The organism is Sphingomonas sp. SP2, from assembly GCF_058313385.1.
In genome coordinates this window covers 791075-808742 of record NZ_JBZFLD010000001.1, presented here as the reverse complement: position 1 = coordinate 808742, position 17668 = coordinate 791075, and the positions used below count along the sequence as shown (strand labels likewise).

The window sequence follows — 17668 nt, the reverse complement described above, 5'->3', positions numbered from 1 at the left end:
AGGCGGCGGGCATTGGCTCTTCTCCATTGCCAGCCGCCCGCCGACGCTTTAGCCGGAGCCCCCATGCAAGCCACTTCTGCCCGCGCTCTCAAGGAACGGCGCCGCCTTGCCCGACGCCGCAGGGGCGGCTCGGAGCGGCTCGCCTTCCTTCTGGGGTTCGTCAAGCACCCGGTGATGGTCGGTTCGATCATCCCCTCCTCGCAGCGCCTCATCGACAAGATGCTCGGCCCGGTCGACTGGGCCGAGACCAAGCTGTTCGTCGAATATGGCCCGGGCGTCGGGACCTTCACCCGCGTGATCCTCGACCGGCTTCCGGAAGATGCGAAGCTGGTGACGATCGACACCAACCCTGAATTCACCGCCTACCTGAAGGAAAGCATCGACGATCCCCGCCTGATCGCGGTGACCGCGAGCGCGGCGGACGTGGAGAAGGTGCTATCGGACCGCGGCCTCGGCCAGGCCGACTATATCGTCTCGGGCCTGCCCTTCTCGACGCTTCCGCCGGGCGTCGGCGATGCGATCGGTGCGGCGACGGCGCGCGCGGTCCGTCCGGGCGGCGCCTTCCTCGTTTATCAGTTCAGCCCCAAGGTCCGCGACTTCATCGCGCCCTTCTTCGATCGGCTGGACCGCGGCTTCGAGTGGATCAACGTTCCCCCCGCGACCCTCTTCTGGGCGTGGAGGAACGAGGCCTAGCCTTCGGGCCCGAAGTTGAGGCGGCGGGTCACGGTATAATCCACCGCCGTCACCAGGAAATTGCTGAGCGCCCATTTGATCCGCTTCCACCAGGTCGCGCGGGCGCGGTGGAGCGCGGGGGTGATTTCGGTGCAGTCGGCAAGCTGACGCTCGAAATAGCCGCGCACCTCCCGGGCGAAGCCGGCATCGTCGATCCGCAACATGATCTCGAGATTGAGGTAGAGGCTGCGGAAATCGAAATTGGCCGAGCCGATGTGGACGACATCGTCGATGATCAGCAGCTTGGTGTGCAATTTCTCCGGCTGATATTCGAACATTCGCACCCGGTGGCGAAGCAGGCGGCGGTAGGTGAAGCGCGCCGCGGCGATGGTCGCATTATTGTCCGACTTGGCCGCGGTCACGATCCGCACCTCACCCCGGTCGCCGAGCCGCCACAGCCGCCGCAGCATCGCGAAGGGAGGTGCGAAATAGGCCGAGATCATGTCCAGCCGCTTCGCTGCGATCAGCTCGCGCGCGACCCCCACCGTCCAGGGATGGAAGCGTCGCACCGGCCCTGAATATTGCCACTGCAGCGGCCCCTTGTGCTGCGAGAAGCGGTGCAGCAGCCGGCGCAGTTCGCGAAGCCGGGGCTTGGGCGAGGTGGTCCAGCGCTGCACGGCGTCGAAATAGCGCGCTGCGGGACGGATCGCCGGCCCCTCGATGTGGATCCACAGGTCGCGCCAGCGGCTGTCGCTGTGGTCGCTCATATAATCGACCGTCAGATTCGCGCCGCCGGTCAGGCCTTCGGAATCGTCGATCACGACCAGTTTCTGATGGTTGCGCAGGAGGTAGCGTGCGCCGATCCGCGGGTGGAACAGGCAGCTATGGCCGCCTGCCTCGTGGAGCGGATCGAGGAAGCCGGAAGGAATGTCCGAACCGAAGCCGTCCAGGACCAGCCGCACGTCGCAGCCGCGCCGGGCCGCCCGGACCAGCGCATCGCGCACCGCCTCGCCGACCGCGTCGCCGTCCATCATGTAGAAGATCATCCGCACCGAGGTCGTCGCCCGGTCGATCATCAGCAGGAGAAGCCGGAGCCGGTCGGCGCCACGCTCGACCAGCGTCAGGCGCGTTCCGGCAATCTCGGCCGTGATTGGACCGGCGGGCTCGGGACGGGGCTGGACGGTGGCCATCGTGCGTCCTTGCCTAGCTGGTCCGGCGGGGCACGCAAACCGGCTTTCCTTGACTTGTGGCCACTTCCTCCTTAGGTCCCCGGCCTCTCTTCACAGCTTCTGCTTTTACCCGAGAAGGCCAAGCCGCATGGCACGCGTCACCGTCGAAGATTGCGTCGACAAGATCCCGAACCGTTTCGATCTGGTCCTGATGGCCGCCCAGCGCGCCCGCCAGATTTCGGGCGGCGCCGACCTCACCATCGATCGCGACCGCGACAAGAACCCGGTCGTGGCCCTGCGCGAGATCGCCGAGGAAACCGTTCGTCCGCGCGATCTTCAGGAAGCGGTGGTGTCGAGCCTCCAGCGCGTCCAGATTGATGAAGAGGATGCGACCGACGAGCTGGCCTCGCTGGCCGAATCGGCCGAGGCGCTCCGCCTCACCGCGGCCGCCCCGCCGCGGCCGACCCCGTCGGGCGGCGACTACGAATAAGCTTCCTTGAAAAGGCCGCCTGGTTCAGGCGGCCTTTTTTCTGCTCCGGCTGATCGGCGCCGGAAGCGCGAGCACCTCCCCGTCGGCCCCGATCCAGACCAGGTCCTCGAGCGCGAGCTCGCGCCCATCGTGCGCCTGAAGCGTCATCCGGGCCACCGGCTTGCGGTCGCGCCGGTCGGCGAGCGCGGGATGGGTCGGCTTGCCGAGACCGGCGTCGAGCGCCCACTGGCGAAGCGCGGCCATGACCGGAAGCAGCTGCGCGCCCCGCTCGGTCAGCGCATAGATCACCTTCCGGCGGTCGTCCGGATCCGGCGAGCGGGCAAGAATGTCGGCTTCGACCAGCCGGCCGAGCCGGTCGGACAGGATGTTGCGCGCAATCCCCAGGCACGACTGGAATTCCTCGAAATGACGCAGTCCCAGCATCGAGGCGCGCAGGATGAGACAGGTCCAGCGCTCGCCGATCAGCGCGATCGCTTCCGGTATCGGACAAGCGTCGGAGGATGCCTGAAATGCCTTAACGAGACCGGCATCACGCGCCATACTTTGCTCCCCTGGCGTTAAGTTGGCGGAGAAGAAGCATAGTTTCCCGGTCGTCGCCAGCGCGCTTGCACTAACATAGGTTAATGTTGCTGCGGGGACGCACCACTTCGCACTTGCAACAGGACGCCTGCTCGTCCCACATAGCGAAAGTGCTTCGTCAATATGAGCTGGTCGAGCGGGTTCGCTCTTACGATCCCGATGCCGATGAGGGATTGATCAACCGCGCCTACGTTTTCTCGATGAAGGCGCATGGTTCGCAGACCCGTGCCTCGGGCGATCCCTATTTCAGCCACCCGATCGAGGTGGCCGGGATCCTTACCGACCTGAAGCTCGACGACGAGACGATCGTCACCGGGATCCTCCACGACACGATCGAGGATACGGTGGCCACCCCCGATGAGGTCGAGCGGCTGTTCGGTGCCAGCGTCGCGCGCTTGGTCGACGGCGTGACCAAGCTCAGCAAGATCGAGGCCCAGTCCGAGAGCGAGCGGGCTGCCGAGAACCTCCGCAAGTTCCTGCTCGCGCTCTCCGGCGACATCCGTGTCCTCCTCGTGAAGCTGGCCGACCGGCTCCACAACATGCGCACGCTCCACCACATTAAGAATGAGGAGAAGCGCCGCCGGATCGCGCGCGAGACGATGGATATCTATGCGCCGCTCGCCGAGCGGATCGGCATGTACGAGATCATGAACGAGATGCAGACGCTGGCTTTCCGCGAGCTGGAGCCGGACGCCTACGCCTCGATCACCCGCCGCCTTGCCCAGCTTCATGCCGAGGGCGGCGACCTCGTCAGCAGGATCGGGCTCGGGCTCAAGCTCCACCTCGCCGACCACGGGCTCGAGGCCGAGGTCACCGGGCGCGAGAAGCATCCCTATTCGATCTGGCGCAAGATGGCCGAGCGCCACATCAGCTTCGAGCAATTGTCGGACGTCATGGCCTTCCGCGTGATCGTCGCCGACGAGGCCGATTGCTACCGCACCCTCGGCGACATCCACCGCCGCTGGCCGATGGTCCCCGGCCGCTTCAAGGACTTCATCTCGACGCCCAAGCGCAACGGATACCGTTCGCTGCACACGTCGGTGATCCACGACAGCAAGATGCGTATCGAGGTCCAGATCCGGACCCGCGAGATGCATCTCCAGGCCGAGAAGGGACTTGCCTCCCACTGGGCCTACAAGGAAGGCAAGCCGGTCGCGGATATCCACGTCCCCTGGATCGACGACCTGGTCGAGATCCTCGACCATGCCGCCAGCCCCGAGGAGCTCCTCGAGCATACCCGGATGGCGATGTACCAGGACCGGATCTTCGCCTTCACTCCCAAGGGCGAGCTCATCCAGCTTCCCAAGGGCGCGACCCCGGTCGACTTCGCCTATGCCGTCCACACCCGCCTCGGCGACAAGACCGTCGGCGCCAAGGTCAACGGCCGGGTGGTCCCTCTGCGCACGCTTCTCGACAATGGCGACCAGGTCGAAATCCTGACCTCGGACGCGCAGACGCCCCAGCCGTCGTGGCTGCGCTTCGTCGCGACCGGCAAGGCGCGCTCGGCGATCCGCCGCTTCGTCCGCCACAAGGAGCGCGACGAGACGGTCGAGCTCGGCCGCAAGATCTATGACGAGATCGTCGCCCGCCTGCCCGTGGCCCCACCCAAGGAAGCGCTCCCGCGCGCGCTGAAGAAGCTCAAGCTCGAGGACGAGGACGCGCTGATGATCGCCATCGCGCGCAAGCGGATCGGCGACGAGGCGCTGATGGAGGCGCTGGTGCCCGGATCGACCGGCGGCGATGTCGCCCCGCGGCCGGCCGCGCAGCGCCGTGCCATCTCGATCCGCGGCCTGACCCCGGGGGTCGCCTTCCACCTCGCGCCCTGCTGCCACCCGATTCCGGGCGACCGGATCGTCGGCCTCCGCCGCGAGGACGAGGAGATCGAGGTCCATGCGATCGGCTGCGACCTCCTCGCGAGCGGGATCGACGCCGACTGGCTCGACCTCAGCTGGAGCGACGATTCGGACGGGGCGGCCGCGCGCCTCTGCATCATCCTGCGCGACGTCGCCGGCGCGCTCGGCAGCATGGCGACGACGCTCGGCGCCAAGGGCGCGAACATCGTCAATCTCGCCCAGGTCCACCGCGACGGCAGCTTCCACACCTTCCACGTCGACGTGGAAGTGCACGATCTTGCGCACCTCCACTCGATCATGGCCGCGCTCCGGGCGACCGACGCCGTCTCGAGCGTCGAGCGGGTCTAGCCCCGCCGCACCCCGTCGACCGCGCCAGCGGCGAGCACCGCGAGGGTCACGAGATCGCTCGCGCCAGCGGTCATCGGCGCGATCTGCACCGGCAGCTTCATGCCGAGCAGGAACGGCCCGAGAACATTCTCGCCGCTCAGCGCGCGCAGCATCTTCGCCGACAGGCTGGCCGATTGTAGGCCCGGCATGATCAGGATGTTGGCCGGACCCGACAGGCGGCTGAACGGATAGAAGCGCCGCTGCATGTCGTGGTTGAGCGCGAGGTCAGGCGCCATCTCGCCTTCATATTCGAAGTCGACCGAGCGCGTGTCGAGCAGTGCCACCGCCTCGCGCAATTCACCGACATAGGCGCCGGGCGGGTTGCCGAAGGTGGTATAGCTGACAAACGCGACGCGCGGCTCCTGCCCCATGCGGCGGGCGAAAGCCGCCGAGCGGATCGCGATCGCCGCCAGTTGCTCGGCGGTCGGGCGCTCGGTCACCGCGGTGTCGGCGATCAGCACCGTCTGGTTCTGCCCGACGATAATGTTCACGCCGAACGGATCGCTTCCTTCCTCATGGTCGATCACCATCTCGACCTGCCGGAGCGACTGGCTGAAGGGGCGAGTGACGCCGGTGATCATCGCATCGGCTTCCCCCAGCGCGAGCATGGCGGCGGCGAAATAGTTGCGGTCCTGGTTGACCATCCGCTCGATCTCGCGGCGCAGGAAGCCCTTGCGCTGGAGCCGGGCATAGAGGTGGTCGACCGCACGACCGACGAGCGGCGAATTGCGGCTGTTGAGGACTTCGTAGCCTGACGGATCGTCGATCCCGAGCTCGCGCAGCCGGTCATGGACGTCGTCGCGCCCGACCAGCACCGGCGTGCCATAGCCCCCTTCCTTGAAGGCGATGGCGGCGCGCAGCACCACATGCTCCTCGCCCTCGGCGAACAGCACGCGCTTGGGATTGGCCTTGGCCGCCTCGTAGGCGAGGCTGAGCACGCTGACGGTCGGGTTGAGCCGAGCCCGGAGCTGCTGGCGATAGGCGGCGAAATTCTCGATCGGGCGCTGGGCGACGCCCGAGCGCATCGCGGCTTCGGCGACCGCCGCGGGCACCCGCTCCATCAGCCGCGGGTCGAACGGGGCCGGAATGATGTAGTCGGCGCCGAAGCGCTGGCTGATGCCGCCATAGGCCGCGGCCACTTCCTCGGGGACCGCCTCGCGCGCCAGTTCGGCGAGCGCATTGGCGGCGGCGATCTTCATCTCGTCGTTGATCGCGGTCGCGCGCACGTCGAGCGCCCCCCGGAAGATGAAGGGGAAGCCGAGGACGTTGTTGACCTGGTTGGGGTAGTCCGACCGGCCGGTCGCCACGATGGCGTCCGGGCGCGCCGCCTTGGCTTCGGGCGGCGTGATCTCGGGATCGGGATTGGCCATCGCGAAGATGATCGGCTTGGGCGCCATGTCGGTCACCCATTCGGGCTTCAGCGCCTTCGCCGCCGACAGGCCGAGGAACACGTCCGCGCCCTTCAGCGCATCCGCGAGTGATCGGCGCTCGGTCTCGACCGCATGCGCGCTCTTCCACTGGTCGAGATCGTCGCGGCCCTTGTGAATGACCCCGGTGCGGTCGCACATGATGACATTGTCGCCGCGCACGCCCATCGCCTTGATGAGCTCGGTGCAGGCGATCGCCGCCGCGCCGGCGCCATTCACCACCACCTTGATGTCCCTGAGGTCGCGGCCGGTCAGCAGGCAGGCGTTGATGAGGCCGGCAGCGGTGATGATCGCGGTGCCATGCTGGTCGTCATGGAACACCGGAATGTTCATCCGCTCGCGCAGCGTCTGCTCGATCACGAAGCAGTCGGGCGCGGCAATGTCCTCGAGATTGATCCCGCCGAAGCTCGGCTCGAGCAGGGCCACCGCGTTGATGAACGCCTCGGCATCGCGCGTGTCGACCTCGAGGTCGATCGAATCGACGTCGGCAAAGCGCTTGAACAGCACCGCCTTGCCTTCCATCACCGGCTTCGACGCCAGTGCGCCAAGGTCACCGAGACCGAGGATCGCCGTCCCGTTGGAGATAACCGCGACGAGATTGCCCTTGGCGGTATAGTCGTAGGCCGTTGCCGGATCCTCGGCGATCGCGCGCACGGGCACGGCCACGCCGGGCGAATAAGCGAGGCTGAGGTCGCGCTGGGTCGCCATCGGCTTCGACGCGACGATCTCGATCTTGCCGGGCCGCCCACGCGAGTGGAAATGCAGCGCCTCGGCTTCGGAAAACTTCACATTGCTTTCGGACATGGGGGAGCCCCTAGCCGATTTGCCTATGTTTCCCAACGATCGTTCGCCCTGAGCGAAGTCGAAGGGCTTTGGCGCGAGCGTGCTTCGACTGCGCTCAGCACGAACGAAGTGGTTACGTGAGGCGCGATGAGCAGCTAGGACGGTGGCATGGCCCGGGCCGACGCCGACACCCCAATGATGCAGCAATATCACCGCCTCAAGGCCGAGGCCGGTGACGCCTTGCTGTTCTACCGGATGGGCGACTTCTTCGAGCTCTTCTTCGACGACGCCAAGGTCGCCGCCTCCTGCCTCGACATCGCGCTGACCCGGCGCGGCGACGAAGTGCCGATGTGCGGGGTCCCGGTTCATTCGGCCGAAGGCTATCTCGCCCGGCTGATCCGTGCCGGCCACCGCGTCGCCATCGCCGAGCAGACCGAGAGCCCGGCCGAGGCGCGGCGCCTGCGCGGTTCCAAGGCACTGGTCGACCGCGCCATCGTGCGGCTGGTCACGCCGGGCACGCTCACCGAGGACAATCTCCTCGACAGCGGCTCGGCCAACTGGCTGGCCGCGATCGGGCGCGCAGGCGAGGAGTGGGCGATTGCCGCCTGCGATATCTCGACCGGCCGCTTCGAACTCATTGCCTGCGGCGAGGGCGAGCTCGCCGCCGAGCTGGCACGCCTCGGTCCCGCCGAGGTGATCGGCGCGGAGCCCGTCGCGGGCATCGCCGGACGCTGGAAGCACGACGGATTCGACAGCGCATCGGGCGAACGGGCCCTGAAACGGCGGTTCGGCCTCGCCGACCTCGCCGGCCTCGGCAATCCCGGTCGCGCCGAACTCGCCGCTGCTTCGGGCCTGCTCGCCTATCTCGATTCGACCCAGCGCGAATCGACCGCCTTCCTTGGTCTCCCCCGCCGGGTCCAGCGCTCGGCCCATATGGCGATCGACGCCGCGACCCGCGCCAGCCTCGAGATCTGCCGTGCGCAGGACGGCGCGGTGGCGGGCTCGGTGTTCGCCGAAGTCGACCGTTGCGTCACCGCCGCAGGTCGCCGCCTGCTCGGTCAGGATCTTGCCGCACCGCTCACCGATCGGCGCCGGATCGAGGAACGGCTCGACCTCGTCGCCTGGCTCACCGAGGAGCCGATCCGCCGCGAACGGGTCCGCTCCGTCCTCCGCAGCCTGCCTGATCTCGGCCGGGCACTCGGCCGCCTCGTCGCCGGACGCGGCAGCCCGCGCGACCTTGCCGCACTGCGCGACGGACTGTCCGGTGCCGCCGACCTCGCCGCGGCGCTTGCCGGCCAGGCGCTCCGCCCTGCGCTGCTCGATGCTCTGCTGCCAGACCTCGGGGGCCATGAAGCGCTGGTCGACCAGCTCGCCCGCGCGCTTGTCCCCTCGCCACCGCTCGATGCCGCCAAGGGAGGCTTCATCGCCGAGGGTCATGATCCCGAACTCGACCGGCTGCGCAGCGCCTCGACCGACGGCCGCCGGGCCATCGCCGAGCTCGAGGGACGTTATCGCGAACTCACCGGCATCGCCGCGCTCAAGATCCGCCACAATGCCGTCCTCGGCTATCATGTCGAGGTGCCGGCACGGCATGCCGATCGCCTGCTTGCGCCCGATAGCGGCTTCACCCACCGCCAGACCCTTGCCGGCGCGGTCCGCTTCAACAGCCCCGCCCTCCACGAGGAGGCAAGCCGGGTTCTCGAGGCCGGCGGCCATGCGCTCGCTCTCGAGCAGGCGCATTTCCAGCGCCTCACCGAGGCCGCCATCGCAAAGGCCGAGGCGATCGCCACCAGCGCCGACGCGCTTGCCCGGATCGACGTCGCGGCCGGCCTTGCCGAGCGGGCGATCGAGGGCAGCTGGACCCGGCCCGCGCTCGACGACGCCCCCTGCCTCGAGATCGAGGCCGGCCGTCACCCGGTGGTCGAACGCGCCCTCACCGCCAGCGGCGAGCGGTTCGTCGCCAATGACTGCATGCTCGGCGCGAGCGACCGGCTATGGCTGATCACCGGTCCCAACATGGGCGGCAAGTCGACCTTCCTTCGCCAGGTCGCGCTGATCGCTCTCCTCGCCCAGGCGGGCAGCTTCGTCCCCGCCGCCCGCGCCAGGGTCGGCCTCGTCGATCGCCTGTTCAGCCGGGTCGGCGCGTCCGACAATCTCGCCCGCGGCCGCTCGACCTTCATGGTCGAGATGGTCGAGACCGCGGCCATCCTCGCGCAGGCGACCGAGCGCAGCCTCGTCATCCTCGACGAGATCGGCCGCGGCACCTCGACCTATGACGGGCTCGCCATCGCCTGGGCGGTGGTCGAGGCGATGCATGACGAAGCGAGGAGCCGGACCCTTTTCGCGACCCATTATCACGAGCTGACGCGGCTTGCCGGACGGCTTCCCTGCCTGTCGCTCCACAACGTTCGTGCGCGCGAATGGAAGGGCGATCTCGTCCTCCTCCACGAGGTCGCCGAGGGGGCCGCCGACCGCAGCTATGGTATCGCGGTGGCGCGGCTGGCCGGCCTTCCCCCGGCGGTCGTGTCGCGGGCGAAGGCGGTGCTCGCAAAGCTCGAGGCCGGGCGCGACGCAACGGGCGGGATCGCCGCCGGGCTCGACGACCTGCCGCTGTTTGCCGCGCTGGCCAAGGAACCTGCCGCCGCCGATCCGCTGGCCGACGCGCTAAGCGCGATCGATCCCGACGCGCTCACCCCGCGCGAGGCACTCGAAGCACTCTACCGGCTAAAGGCGCTCGCTCAGCCCTCGCCGTAGAGGTTGATGCCCTCGAACATCGCGGTCAGCCGCGCGCGTTCGGCCGCATCGAGCGCGGGATTCCACACTTCGAGCAGCAGGATCACACGCACTTCGTCGCTGTCGTTCCACGCCTCGTGCTCGATCGAATCGTCGAAGAGGAGAGCCTTCCCCGCCTCGACGGTCCGCTCATGATTGCCGACCCGGAGGCGGCAACCGTCGGGCACGATCAGCGGAATGTGGCAGATCAGCCTCGTATTGAGCATGCCCCAGTGCGGCGGAATGTGGGTCTTCGGTCGAAGCATCGAGAAGAGGACGTTGGGCGCACGCCCGGGGATCATCGGCATCGGCGCCGCCTCGAGCGCACGCATCGTCGCCGGGCAGCGCGCGGCATTGTCCGCGACCGGCCTGCCGTTCCGCCACAGGTAGAGTGCGCTCCAGCGCGGATCGTCGAGGAGCGCATGCCCGCGGTTCGGACGTGCGGGATCGCCCTGCACATAAGGCGCGAACGCACCCTCTTCCTGGAGCAGGGCCTCCAGCTCCGCGCGCATCGCCGGGGCGGCCGCTTCGAGCATCCGAACCCACGGATGGTCGGCCGGGTCATGAAAGGCGGTCTGCGGCAGGCCCGGGTAGAAGAAGCTGGTCGGCTGCTGGATTTGCATCGCCTTGCTGCCCGACAGGATCGCAAGCGCTTCGGCAAAACGCGGCGGATGCGCGCCGCCGAACCCGGCCCGACCAAGCTCACCCTGGAGATGGTCCATGAACCGCGCCTGTGCCGCGGCGACCATCTCCCGCGCACGAACGAGCCGGGCGGCGAGCGCTGGCGGCGCGTCGGAAGGGGCATTGGCCAGAGCCAGTGACAGGAAGCTGACCGAGCCCCGGTCGTCGCCGCGCTGGCCTAGCAACTCTCCCTTAGCGAGCAGGGCGGGGACGAAGCGGCCGTCACGGGCCAGCGCGCGGTCGAGCGCCGCTTCATGGCCAGGCTCGTCGCCACCGATCCGCCGCGAATCCGCGAGAAGCAGCCAAGCGGCGGGCGGGGCGTCGGGGCGTTCCACCGCCGGTTCGAGAAGGGCGCGGGCCGCGGCGGCGTCCCCTGCCCTCAGGCATTCCACTGCGCGCGCGACGACGTTGCCCCAGTCCATGACCGCACCCCCGTGCGAACAAGACTAGCATGCGCCCCTCGCCCGGCAAGGCGACAGCCTGTAGGAGGGAAATGTGGACCTCAACGCCTCACTGCCCGAGCGAATCGAAGCCTTCCGCATCGACCTTGCCGAGCGTCTTGCGGCGGCGCCCGAGGCGGGCCGGAGCCACGCTGCGGCCGTCTCAGCCTTCACCGACAGCCTCGTCGCACAGGCCTTTGCCGACGCCTGCCGCCTCTACCCGAACAGCAACCCGACCGCCGCCGAGCGTGTCGCGCTGGTTGCCCTCGGCGGTTACGGCCGCGGCGAGATGGCGCCGTTCAGCGACATCGACCTCATGTTCCTCGTCCCTCACCCGCGCGCCGCCTGGTGCGAGCAGGTGATCGAGGCGACACTCTATGCGCTGTGGGATGCCAAGCTGAAGGTCGGCCAGGCGATCCGCACCCTGCCCGAGCTGCTGAAGCTTGCGCAGGAGGACATGACCATCCGCACGGCCATGCTCGAGAGTCGCTTCGTCACCGGCGACCGCGCGCTCTACGAGGAGGCGGACGCCCGTTTCTGGTCCGAGATCGTCAGCGGCAGCGCGGCCGAGTTCGTCGCCGCCAAGCTTGCCGAGCGCGACGAGCGCCACGAGAAATTCGGCGACAGCCGCTATCTCGTCGAGCCCAACGTCAAGAACGGCAAGGGTGGCCTTCGCGACCTCCAGACCCTGATGTGGGTCGGGCGCTATGTCCGCCGGATCGCCAGGCCCGAGGAACTAGTCACCGAGCGCCTGCTGACCCATGCCGAATATGCCCGGTTCGATCGCGCGGCGCGCTTCTTCTGGTCGGTGCGCTGCCTGCTTCATGCCTCCGCCGGGAGGGCCGAGGAACGGCTGAGCTTCGCCCACCAGCGCGAACTGGCCGAAGCGCTCCATTATGCCGATCGTCCGGGCAAGAGCGCGGTCGAGCGCTTCATGCACATGTACTTCCTTCAGGCACGGACCGTGGGGGACCTTACCGGCCAGTTCCTTGCCCAGCTCGACGACCAGCTCGGCAGCAAGGGCCGCCGCTTCGCCATGCCGACCTTCCTCCGCCGTCCGCGGCGGCTCGGCGGGTTCGTCATCGATCGTGGCCGGCTGGCGCTGCCGCACGATCGCTATCTCCGCGAGGACCCGCGCCGCCTGCTTGCCCTCTTCGCCATTGCCGCCCGCGAGAAGATGGAGGTGCATCCCCACGCGATGCGGATCGCGACCCGGGATTCGCGGCTGGTCGACGACGTCCGCGACGATCCCGAGGCCAATGCCCTGTTCCTCGAGGTACTGACCAGCCGCGACCGGCCCGAACTGGTGCTGCGCTGGATGAACGAGGCCAATGTCTTCGGCCGCTTCGTCCCCGACTTCCGCCGCGTGGTCGGCCAGATGCAGTTCGACATGTACCACCACTATACCGTCGACGAGCATACGATCCGCGCGGTCGGGCTGCTGGCGGCGATCGAGCGGGGGGAGCTCGCCGAGGACCATCCACTGGCCAGCGCGCTCTTCCGGCAGATCGGGTCGCGCCGCGTCCTCTATGTCGCGGTGCTGCTTCACGACATCGCCAAGGGCCGCAAAGGCGACCACAGCATTCTTGGCGAAGAGGTCGCCCGCGAGCTTTGCCCACGCCTCGGGCTCGACCCGGGTGAGACCGACACCGTCGCCTGGCTGGTCCGCCAGCATCTCCTCCTCAGCCGTACCGCCTTCAAGCGCGATCTCGCCGATCCCAAGACGATCGACGACCTCGTCGCCGAGGTGCAGAGCGCCGAGCGTCTCCGCCTGCTCTTCCTCCTGACCGTGGTCGACATCCGAGCCGTCGGGCCCGTCGTCTGGACCGACTGGAAGCGCGGCCTTCTTCGCACCCTCTACGACCTCGCCGAGGAGCGGCTGCGGCTCGGCCACAAGCAGCGTGGCCGAAGCGAGGAAGTCGCCGCCCGCCAGGACGCTCTCCGGCGGGCGATGGGATGGGACGAAGCCACCGCCGCCGCCCACGGCGACCGCCTGCCCGACAGCTACTGGCTGGCCGAACCCGCCGACTGGATCGAGGACAATGCCCGCCAGATCGCCGAAGCCACGGCTGCCGGCGATCGGTCGGCCTCGATCCGCGTCGAGGGCGAGGCCGAAGGCGCGAGCCGAGTCACCATCTTCGCGCCCGACCGCCCCGGCCTCTTCTACCGCATCTGCGCCGGCCTTGCCGCCGCGGGCGCCGGCATCGTCGACGCGCGGATCCACACGACGCGCGACGGAATGGCCCTCGACAATCTCCTGATTCAGGATGGGCAGGGGCGGCCCTATGCCGACCGGCGCCGGCGCAGCCGCATCGTCCGCGCGGTCACCGACGCGATCGCCGCCGACCGCCTGCCCGAGCTCGCGCCGACCACCCGCATGACCGCCTTTCCCCTGGTCCCTTCGGTCACCATTGCCGAAGGCGCCTCACGCCGCTTCACCGTGGTCGAGGTCCGCGCGGTCGACCGGCCCGGCCTGCTCGCGGCGCTCGCCCGCGCCATCCACCAGGCGGGGCTCACCATCCACTCGGCCCATATCGCCACCTTTGGCGAGAAGGCCGTGGACGTCTTCTATCTTGCCGGGGCGAGTGGCCGGAAGCTGAGCGAGGCCGAGCAGGTTGAGTTGCGCCCTCTGCTGCTGGCCGCCGCGCGGGTCGAGGAGGTCGCCGCGCCCGTCGCGGCCTGACCTTCTTTTCCCTGCCGCAAAGGAAAAGGGCCCCGCGGTTTCCCGCGAGGCCCCTTCCTGTTCGATCCCTTGGCTTAGAAGCGCGTGCGCAGCGTCAGGCCGTAGGTGCGCGGCTCGGCGAGGAAGGCGCCGAACAGCTGGTTGGAGGAGGTCGCGGTGAAGCCGCGGACCGCGCCGTTAAGGGCGTTGTTGCGGACCGCGCGATAGGTGCCCGAGCCCTGCAGGGTGGCGTCGAACGCGACCTGCAGCACTTCCTCGTTGAAGAGGTTCTGGCCCCACAGCTCGACCGCCCACAGGCCGTTCGGACCGCTGATGCCGACGCGGCCGTTCACCACGGTGTAGGCCGGCTGGATCTTCTCGAAGTCGAGGTCCGACCCGGTGTTGAATGCGCTCGAGTGACGCGCATCCATGTAGAACAGGGCACGGATGCCGCTGGCGGTGATGCGCGGCGTGAACGAGGCCGAGCCGGTCAGCGACAGCGCGGCACTGTTCGACAGGCGACGATCCGGCAGCTGGAACAGCGCCGGGCTCAGCGCGCGGCCGTCGGTGCCGACGAGGTTACGACGATAGCGGGTGTCGGCGAAGGTGCCGCCGAGGTTGATCGCCACGTCGGTCGCCGGGCGGGTGAAGACCTCGATCTCGATGCCGCGGCTGCGGACACCGGCGCGAAGATCCTTCTTGGCGCAGGCACCGGTCGTCGCGACGTTGTCGCTGTCGCCGCCGCCGAGGTACTTCTGGCAGCTGTTGATGTTCTCGACGAAGAAGTTGAGGCCGTTGAAGGTGTTCAGCTGGAAGTCGCGGAACAGCTGGTTGAAGGCGGCGACGTTGATGTCGATGCCGCGGCCATTGTACTTCACGCCGAGTTCGAGCGCGTCGTTGATCTCCGGCTTGAACTCGAGCTGGTTGAGGTTAGCCGCCGCGGTCACGCCGCCCGGCGCACCCGAGACGACGGTCCGGGCGAAGGCCGACCGGTCGAGGTTGAAGCCGCCCGCCTTGTAGCCACGCGAGTAGCTCGCATAGGTCAGGACGTTGTCGGCCGGCTTCCAGCTCAGCACCGCGGTGCCCGAGATCTTCGATTCGGTGCGCTTGCCGTCGGTCAGCGAGAGGCTGCCGCCCGGAACGCTCGGGATGACGCAGGGCAGCTGCTGCAGCGCCTGGAAGCCCGCCAGCGGGTTGGTCGTGCCGTTGAGCGCGGTCAGCGTGCGGCACAGCAGGTTGTTGTCGCTGAAGGTCGCATCGAGCGTCTTGCGCTCGCGGGTGTAGCGCGCACCGATCGTCAGCTTCACATTGTCCGTGATCGCGAAGATGTTGTGCGTGAACAGCGCGAAGTTGCGGCTCTTCTGGTCGTAGACGTCACGCAGGCCGACCCCGTTGAACGAGGTGGTCGGCGACAGGCCGAGCGCCGCGGCGAGCGAGCCGAAGCCGGGGCGGCCCGGGATCGCGTTCAGCGCCTGGAGCACCGGGATGTTCGCGCGGCGCGGATCGGTCGCGGGCAGCGCCTGCAGGCCGGCGATGGTGCCGGTCACGACCGTCTGGTTGATGCAGGTCGGCGAGCTGGTCTGGACCGCGGTCGGGAGCACGCTCGAGAAGAGCAGGCAGTTGCTGTAGCGCTCGTAGTCCGCACCGTAGCTGAGGTTGTCGGCGACGGTCAGGTCCTCGTTGGCGAAATAGCCGCCGACGAGCCAGTTCAGGCGGTCGTTGACCGCGCTTCCCTGCAGCCGGAGTTCCTGGCTGAAGGTCTTGAACTTGTTGTAGGCGCTGCCGTCGTCACCACGATAGATGATGTCGAGGTTGTTGAAGTCCGCGTCCTGGCCGCGGATGTAGTTGTTGTAGCGATAAGCGGTGATGCTGGTCAGTTCGGCACCGCCGAAGTCCCACACCGCTTCGCCCGACACGCCATAGTCCTTCACGTCCTGGCGGAAGCTGCGGCCCGGGGTGATCGCGATGTCGCGCGAGAAGGTGTCGTCGTTGATGACACCGCCGAGCCCACGCTCGAGGGCGGCGATGTTCGACGGCTGCTCGACCACCGCGCCGCCGACGCTGGCGTAGTTGCGGGCGCGCAGGAACGTCGCGGCGCAGCATTCCTCGTCGCGCTTCGAATAGTCGCCGATCAGGCGGAAGCTGAACTGGTCGTTCGGCTTGTAGAGGCCCTGCAGGCGGACGAGGTAGCGGTCGCGATTGTTGACGTCGCGGCCCGAGATCACGTCGTTGAGGAAGCCGTCGCGCTTCAGGTAGATGGCGTCGGCGCGGATCGCGAACTGGTCGTTGAGCGCGCCGGTCGCGCCGACTTCGAGGCGGCGGAGGTCATAGTTGCCGACCGTCAGCTCGGCATTGACCTTGCGCTGGAAGCTCGGCTTGGCGGTGATGATCGAGATCAGGCCGGCCGAGGCGTTGCGGCCGAACAGGGTGCCCTGCGGACCACGAAGGACTTCGATGCGATCGACTTGGCCGAGTTCGGTGAGGCCGACGCCGGTACGCGAGCGATAGACGCCGTCGATGAAGACCGCGACCGAGCTTTCGAGGCCGGGGTTGTCGCCGACGGTGCCGATGCCGCGGATACGGGCGGCGCCCGCGCCGGCTTCCGACGAGGTCGAGGAAACGAGCAGCGAGGGGCTGACCTGGGTCAGCTGGCGGATGTCGGCGACGCCCGAATTCTCGAGGGTCTGCGCGGTGATCGCACTGACGGCGAGCGGAACGTCCGAAAGGGCTTCGTTACGGCGGGTCGCGGTAACGACGATGTCGCCGACGTCGGCCTGGTTGGTCTGCTCGGCGGTCTGCGGCTGAGTGTCGGTCTTGGCGACGGCGCCCGCTTCGGCGGTCGCACCTTCGGTCGGCTGTGCGCCCTGACCGTCGGTATCCGTCGACTGGGCATAAGCCGGTGTCGAGATGGCGAACAGGCCGGCCGAAAGCAGCCAGATGGACTTGCGCATGGAAAAGAACCCCTCCGAGAAAATCACTTCTTTCAGAAGGGAAGGCGTAGAGGAGCGCCGCGCCCCTTGGGAAGCGGCGCGGACGTGCCGCAGCGGCTAATGTTGCGGCCCTGTGTCAGAGCCGCAACATGCTGCACCGCAGCAACGGTTTTCCATTAACTTACTTGAATGATAAGGCGCAGGCGAACCCGCGCCGGATCACTTGGGCGCGATCACCATCAGCATCTGGCGGCCTTCCATGCGCGGATGGGCCTCCACCTTGGCGATCTCGGCGGTCGCCGCGGCGACTCGCTGAAGCACCGCCATGCCGAGCTGGCCGTGCGCCATTTCGCGACCGCGGAAGCGCATGGTGACCTTCACCTTGTCGCCCTCCTCGAGGAACTCGACGACCTTCTTCATCTTGGTCTCGTAGTCGTGGTCGTCGATATTCGGACGCATTTTGATCTCCTTGATCTCCTGCGTCTTCTGGCGCTTGCGCTGCTCGTTGGCCTTCTTCTGGGCTTCATATTTGAAGCGGCCGATGTCGAGGAACTTCGCGACGGGCGGATCGGCGTTCGGGCTGATCTCGACCAGATCGAGGCCGACGTCTGCCGCCTGCTCGATGGCTTCACGCGTATACATCACGCCAAGGTTCTCGCCGTTCTCGTCGATCACCCGCACCTTCTGGCTCTGGATGAATTCGTTGTAGCGAGGACCGGACAATTGGGGCGGCGCCATCGGGCGGCGCATCATGGGCGGACGTATAACGCAATCTCCGTATGCAATGGGATGAGGTTGCCAGCTAGGCGCTCGGACCGCCGCT

The 17668-nt window shown here is 67.9% G+C and carries 11 protein-coding genes; 5 read left to right on the top strand and 6 right to left on the bottom strand.

Going from position 1 to position 17668, the window contains the following annotated elements; all coding sequences use genetic code 11:
- Positions 1–63: 63 nt before the first annotated feature.
- A complete protein-coding gene (locus AC4GYU_RS04140) occupies positions 64–693 on the top strand; it encodes a class I SAM-dependent methyltransferase (protein ID WP_491085636.1) in 630 nt (209 codons plus the stop codon).
- Here the strand turns inward: AC4GYU_RS04140 and AC4GYU_RS04135 are convergent.
- Complete coding sequence (locus tag AC4GYU_RS04135) at positions 690–1862, bottom strand: phospholipase D-like domain-containing protein (RefSeq protein WP_491085635.1); 1173 nt, start codon at positions 1860–1862, stop codon at positions 690–692. The genes AC4GYU_RS04140 and AC4GYU_RS04135 overlap by 4 nt on opposite strands.
- Before the next feature lie 127 nt (positions 1863–1989).
- Between AC4GYU_RS04135 and rpoZ the strand changes: the two genes are divergently transcribed.
- Positions 1990–2331 carry a DNA-directed RNA polymerase subunit omega gene (gene rpoZ, locus AC4GYU_RS04130; protein ID WP_491085634.1) on the top strand — a complete coding sequence of 114 codons (342 nt, stop codon included), beginning with the start codon at positions 1990–1992 and terminating at the stop codon, positions 2329–2331.
- Positions 2332–2355: 24 nt separating this feature from the next.
- Here rpoZ and AC4GYU_RS04125 read toward each other — a convergent pair whose 3' ends face one another.
- Positions 2356–2871, bottom strand: coding sequence for a winged helix-turn-helix transcriptional regulator (locus AC4GYU_RS04125; protein WP_491085633.1), 516 nt, complete (start codon positions 2869–2871; stop codon positions 2356–2358).
- A gap of 149 nt (positions 2872–3020) precedes the next feature.
- On the opposite strand from AC4GYU_RS04125, the gene AC4GYU_RS04120 reads away from it, so the two are divergent.
- Positions 3021–5111, top strand: a complete 2091-nt coding sequence (locus tag AC4GYU_RS04120; protein WP_491085632.1) for a RelA/SpoT family protein — start codon at positions 3021–3023, stop codon at positions 5109–5111.
- Here the strand turns inward: AC4GYU_RS04120 and AC4GYU_RS04115 are convergent.
- Positions 5108–7381, bottom strand: a complete 2274-nt coding sequence (locus AC4GYU_RS04115; protein ID WP_491085631.1) for an NADP-dependent malic enzyme — start codon at positions 7379–7381, stop codon at positions 5108–5110. The genes AC4GYU_RS04120 and AC4GYU_RS04115 overlap by 4 nt on opposite strands.
- A gap of 147 nt (positions 7382–7528) precedes the next feature.
- Between AC4GYU_RS04115 and mutS the strand changes: the two genes are divergently transcribed.
- On the top strand, positions 7529–10114 hold the full coding sequence (gene mutS / locus AC4GYU_RS04110) for a DNA mismatch repair protein MutS (RefSeq protein ID WP_491085630.1): 2586 nt from the start codon (positions 7529–7531) through the stop codon (positions 10112–10114).
- On the opposite strand, the gene AC4GYU_RS04105 is transcribed toward mutS, so the two are convergent.
- Positions 10099–11235 carry an aspartyl/asparaginyl beta-hydroxylase domain-containing protein gene (locus tag AC4GYU_RS04105; protein WP_491085629.1) on the bottom strand — a complete coding sequence of 379 codons (1137 nt, stop codon included), beginning with the start codon at positions 11233–11235 and terminating at the stop codon, positions 10099–10101. The two genes, mutS and AC4GYU_RS04105, sit on opposite strands and share 16 nt — an antisense overlap.
- A 73-nt stretch (positions 11236–11308) precedes the next feature.
- On the opposite strand from AC4GYU_RS04105, the gene AC4GYU_RS04100 reads away from it, so the two are divergent.
- Positions 11309–13936: a [protein-PII] uridylyltransferase gene (locus AC4GYU_RS04100; protein WP_491085628.1), complete on the top strand. Its 2628-nt coding sequence runs from the start codon at positions 11309–11311 to the stop codon at positions 13934–13936.
- Positions 13937–14010: 74 nt separating this feature from the next.
- Here AC4GYU_RS04100 and AC4GYU_RS04095 read toward each other — a convergent pair whose 3' ends face one another.
- The gene (locus AC4GYU_RS04095; RefSeq protein ID WP_491085627.1) at positions 14011–16866 is read right to left on the bottom strand and encodes a TonB-dependent receptor; all 2856 of its coding nucleotides are present in this window, start codon (positions 16864–16866) and stop codon (positions 14011–14013) included.
- Between the two features lie 198 nt (positions 16867–17064).
- The gene (infC, locus tag AC4GYU_RS04090) at positions 17065–17598 is read right to left on the bottom strand and encodes a translation initiation factor IF-3 (RefSeq protein WP_491085626.1); all 534 of its coding nucleotides are present in this window, start codon (positions 17596–17598) and stop codon (positions 17065–17067) included.
- Positions 17599–17668 lie beyond the last annotated feature (70 nt).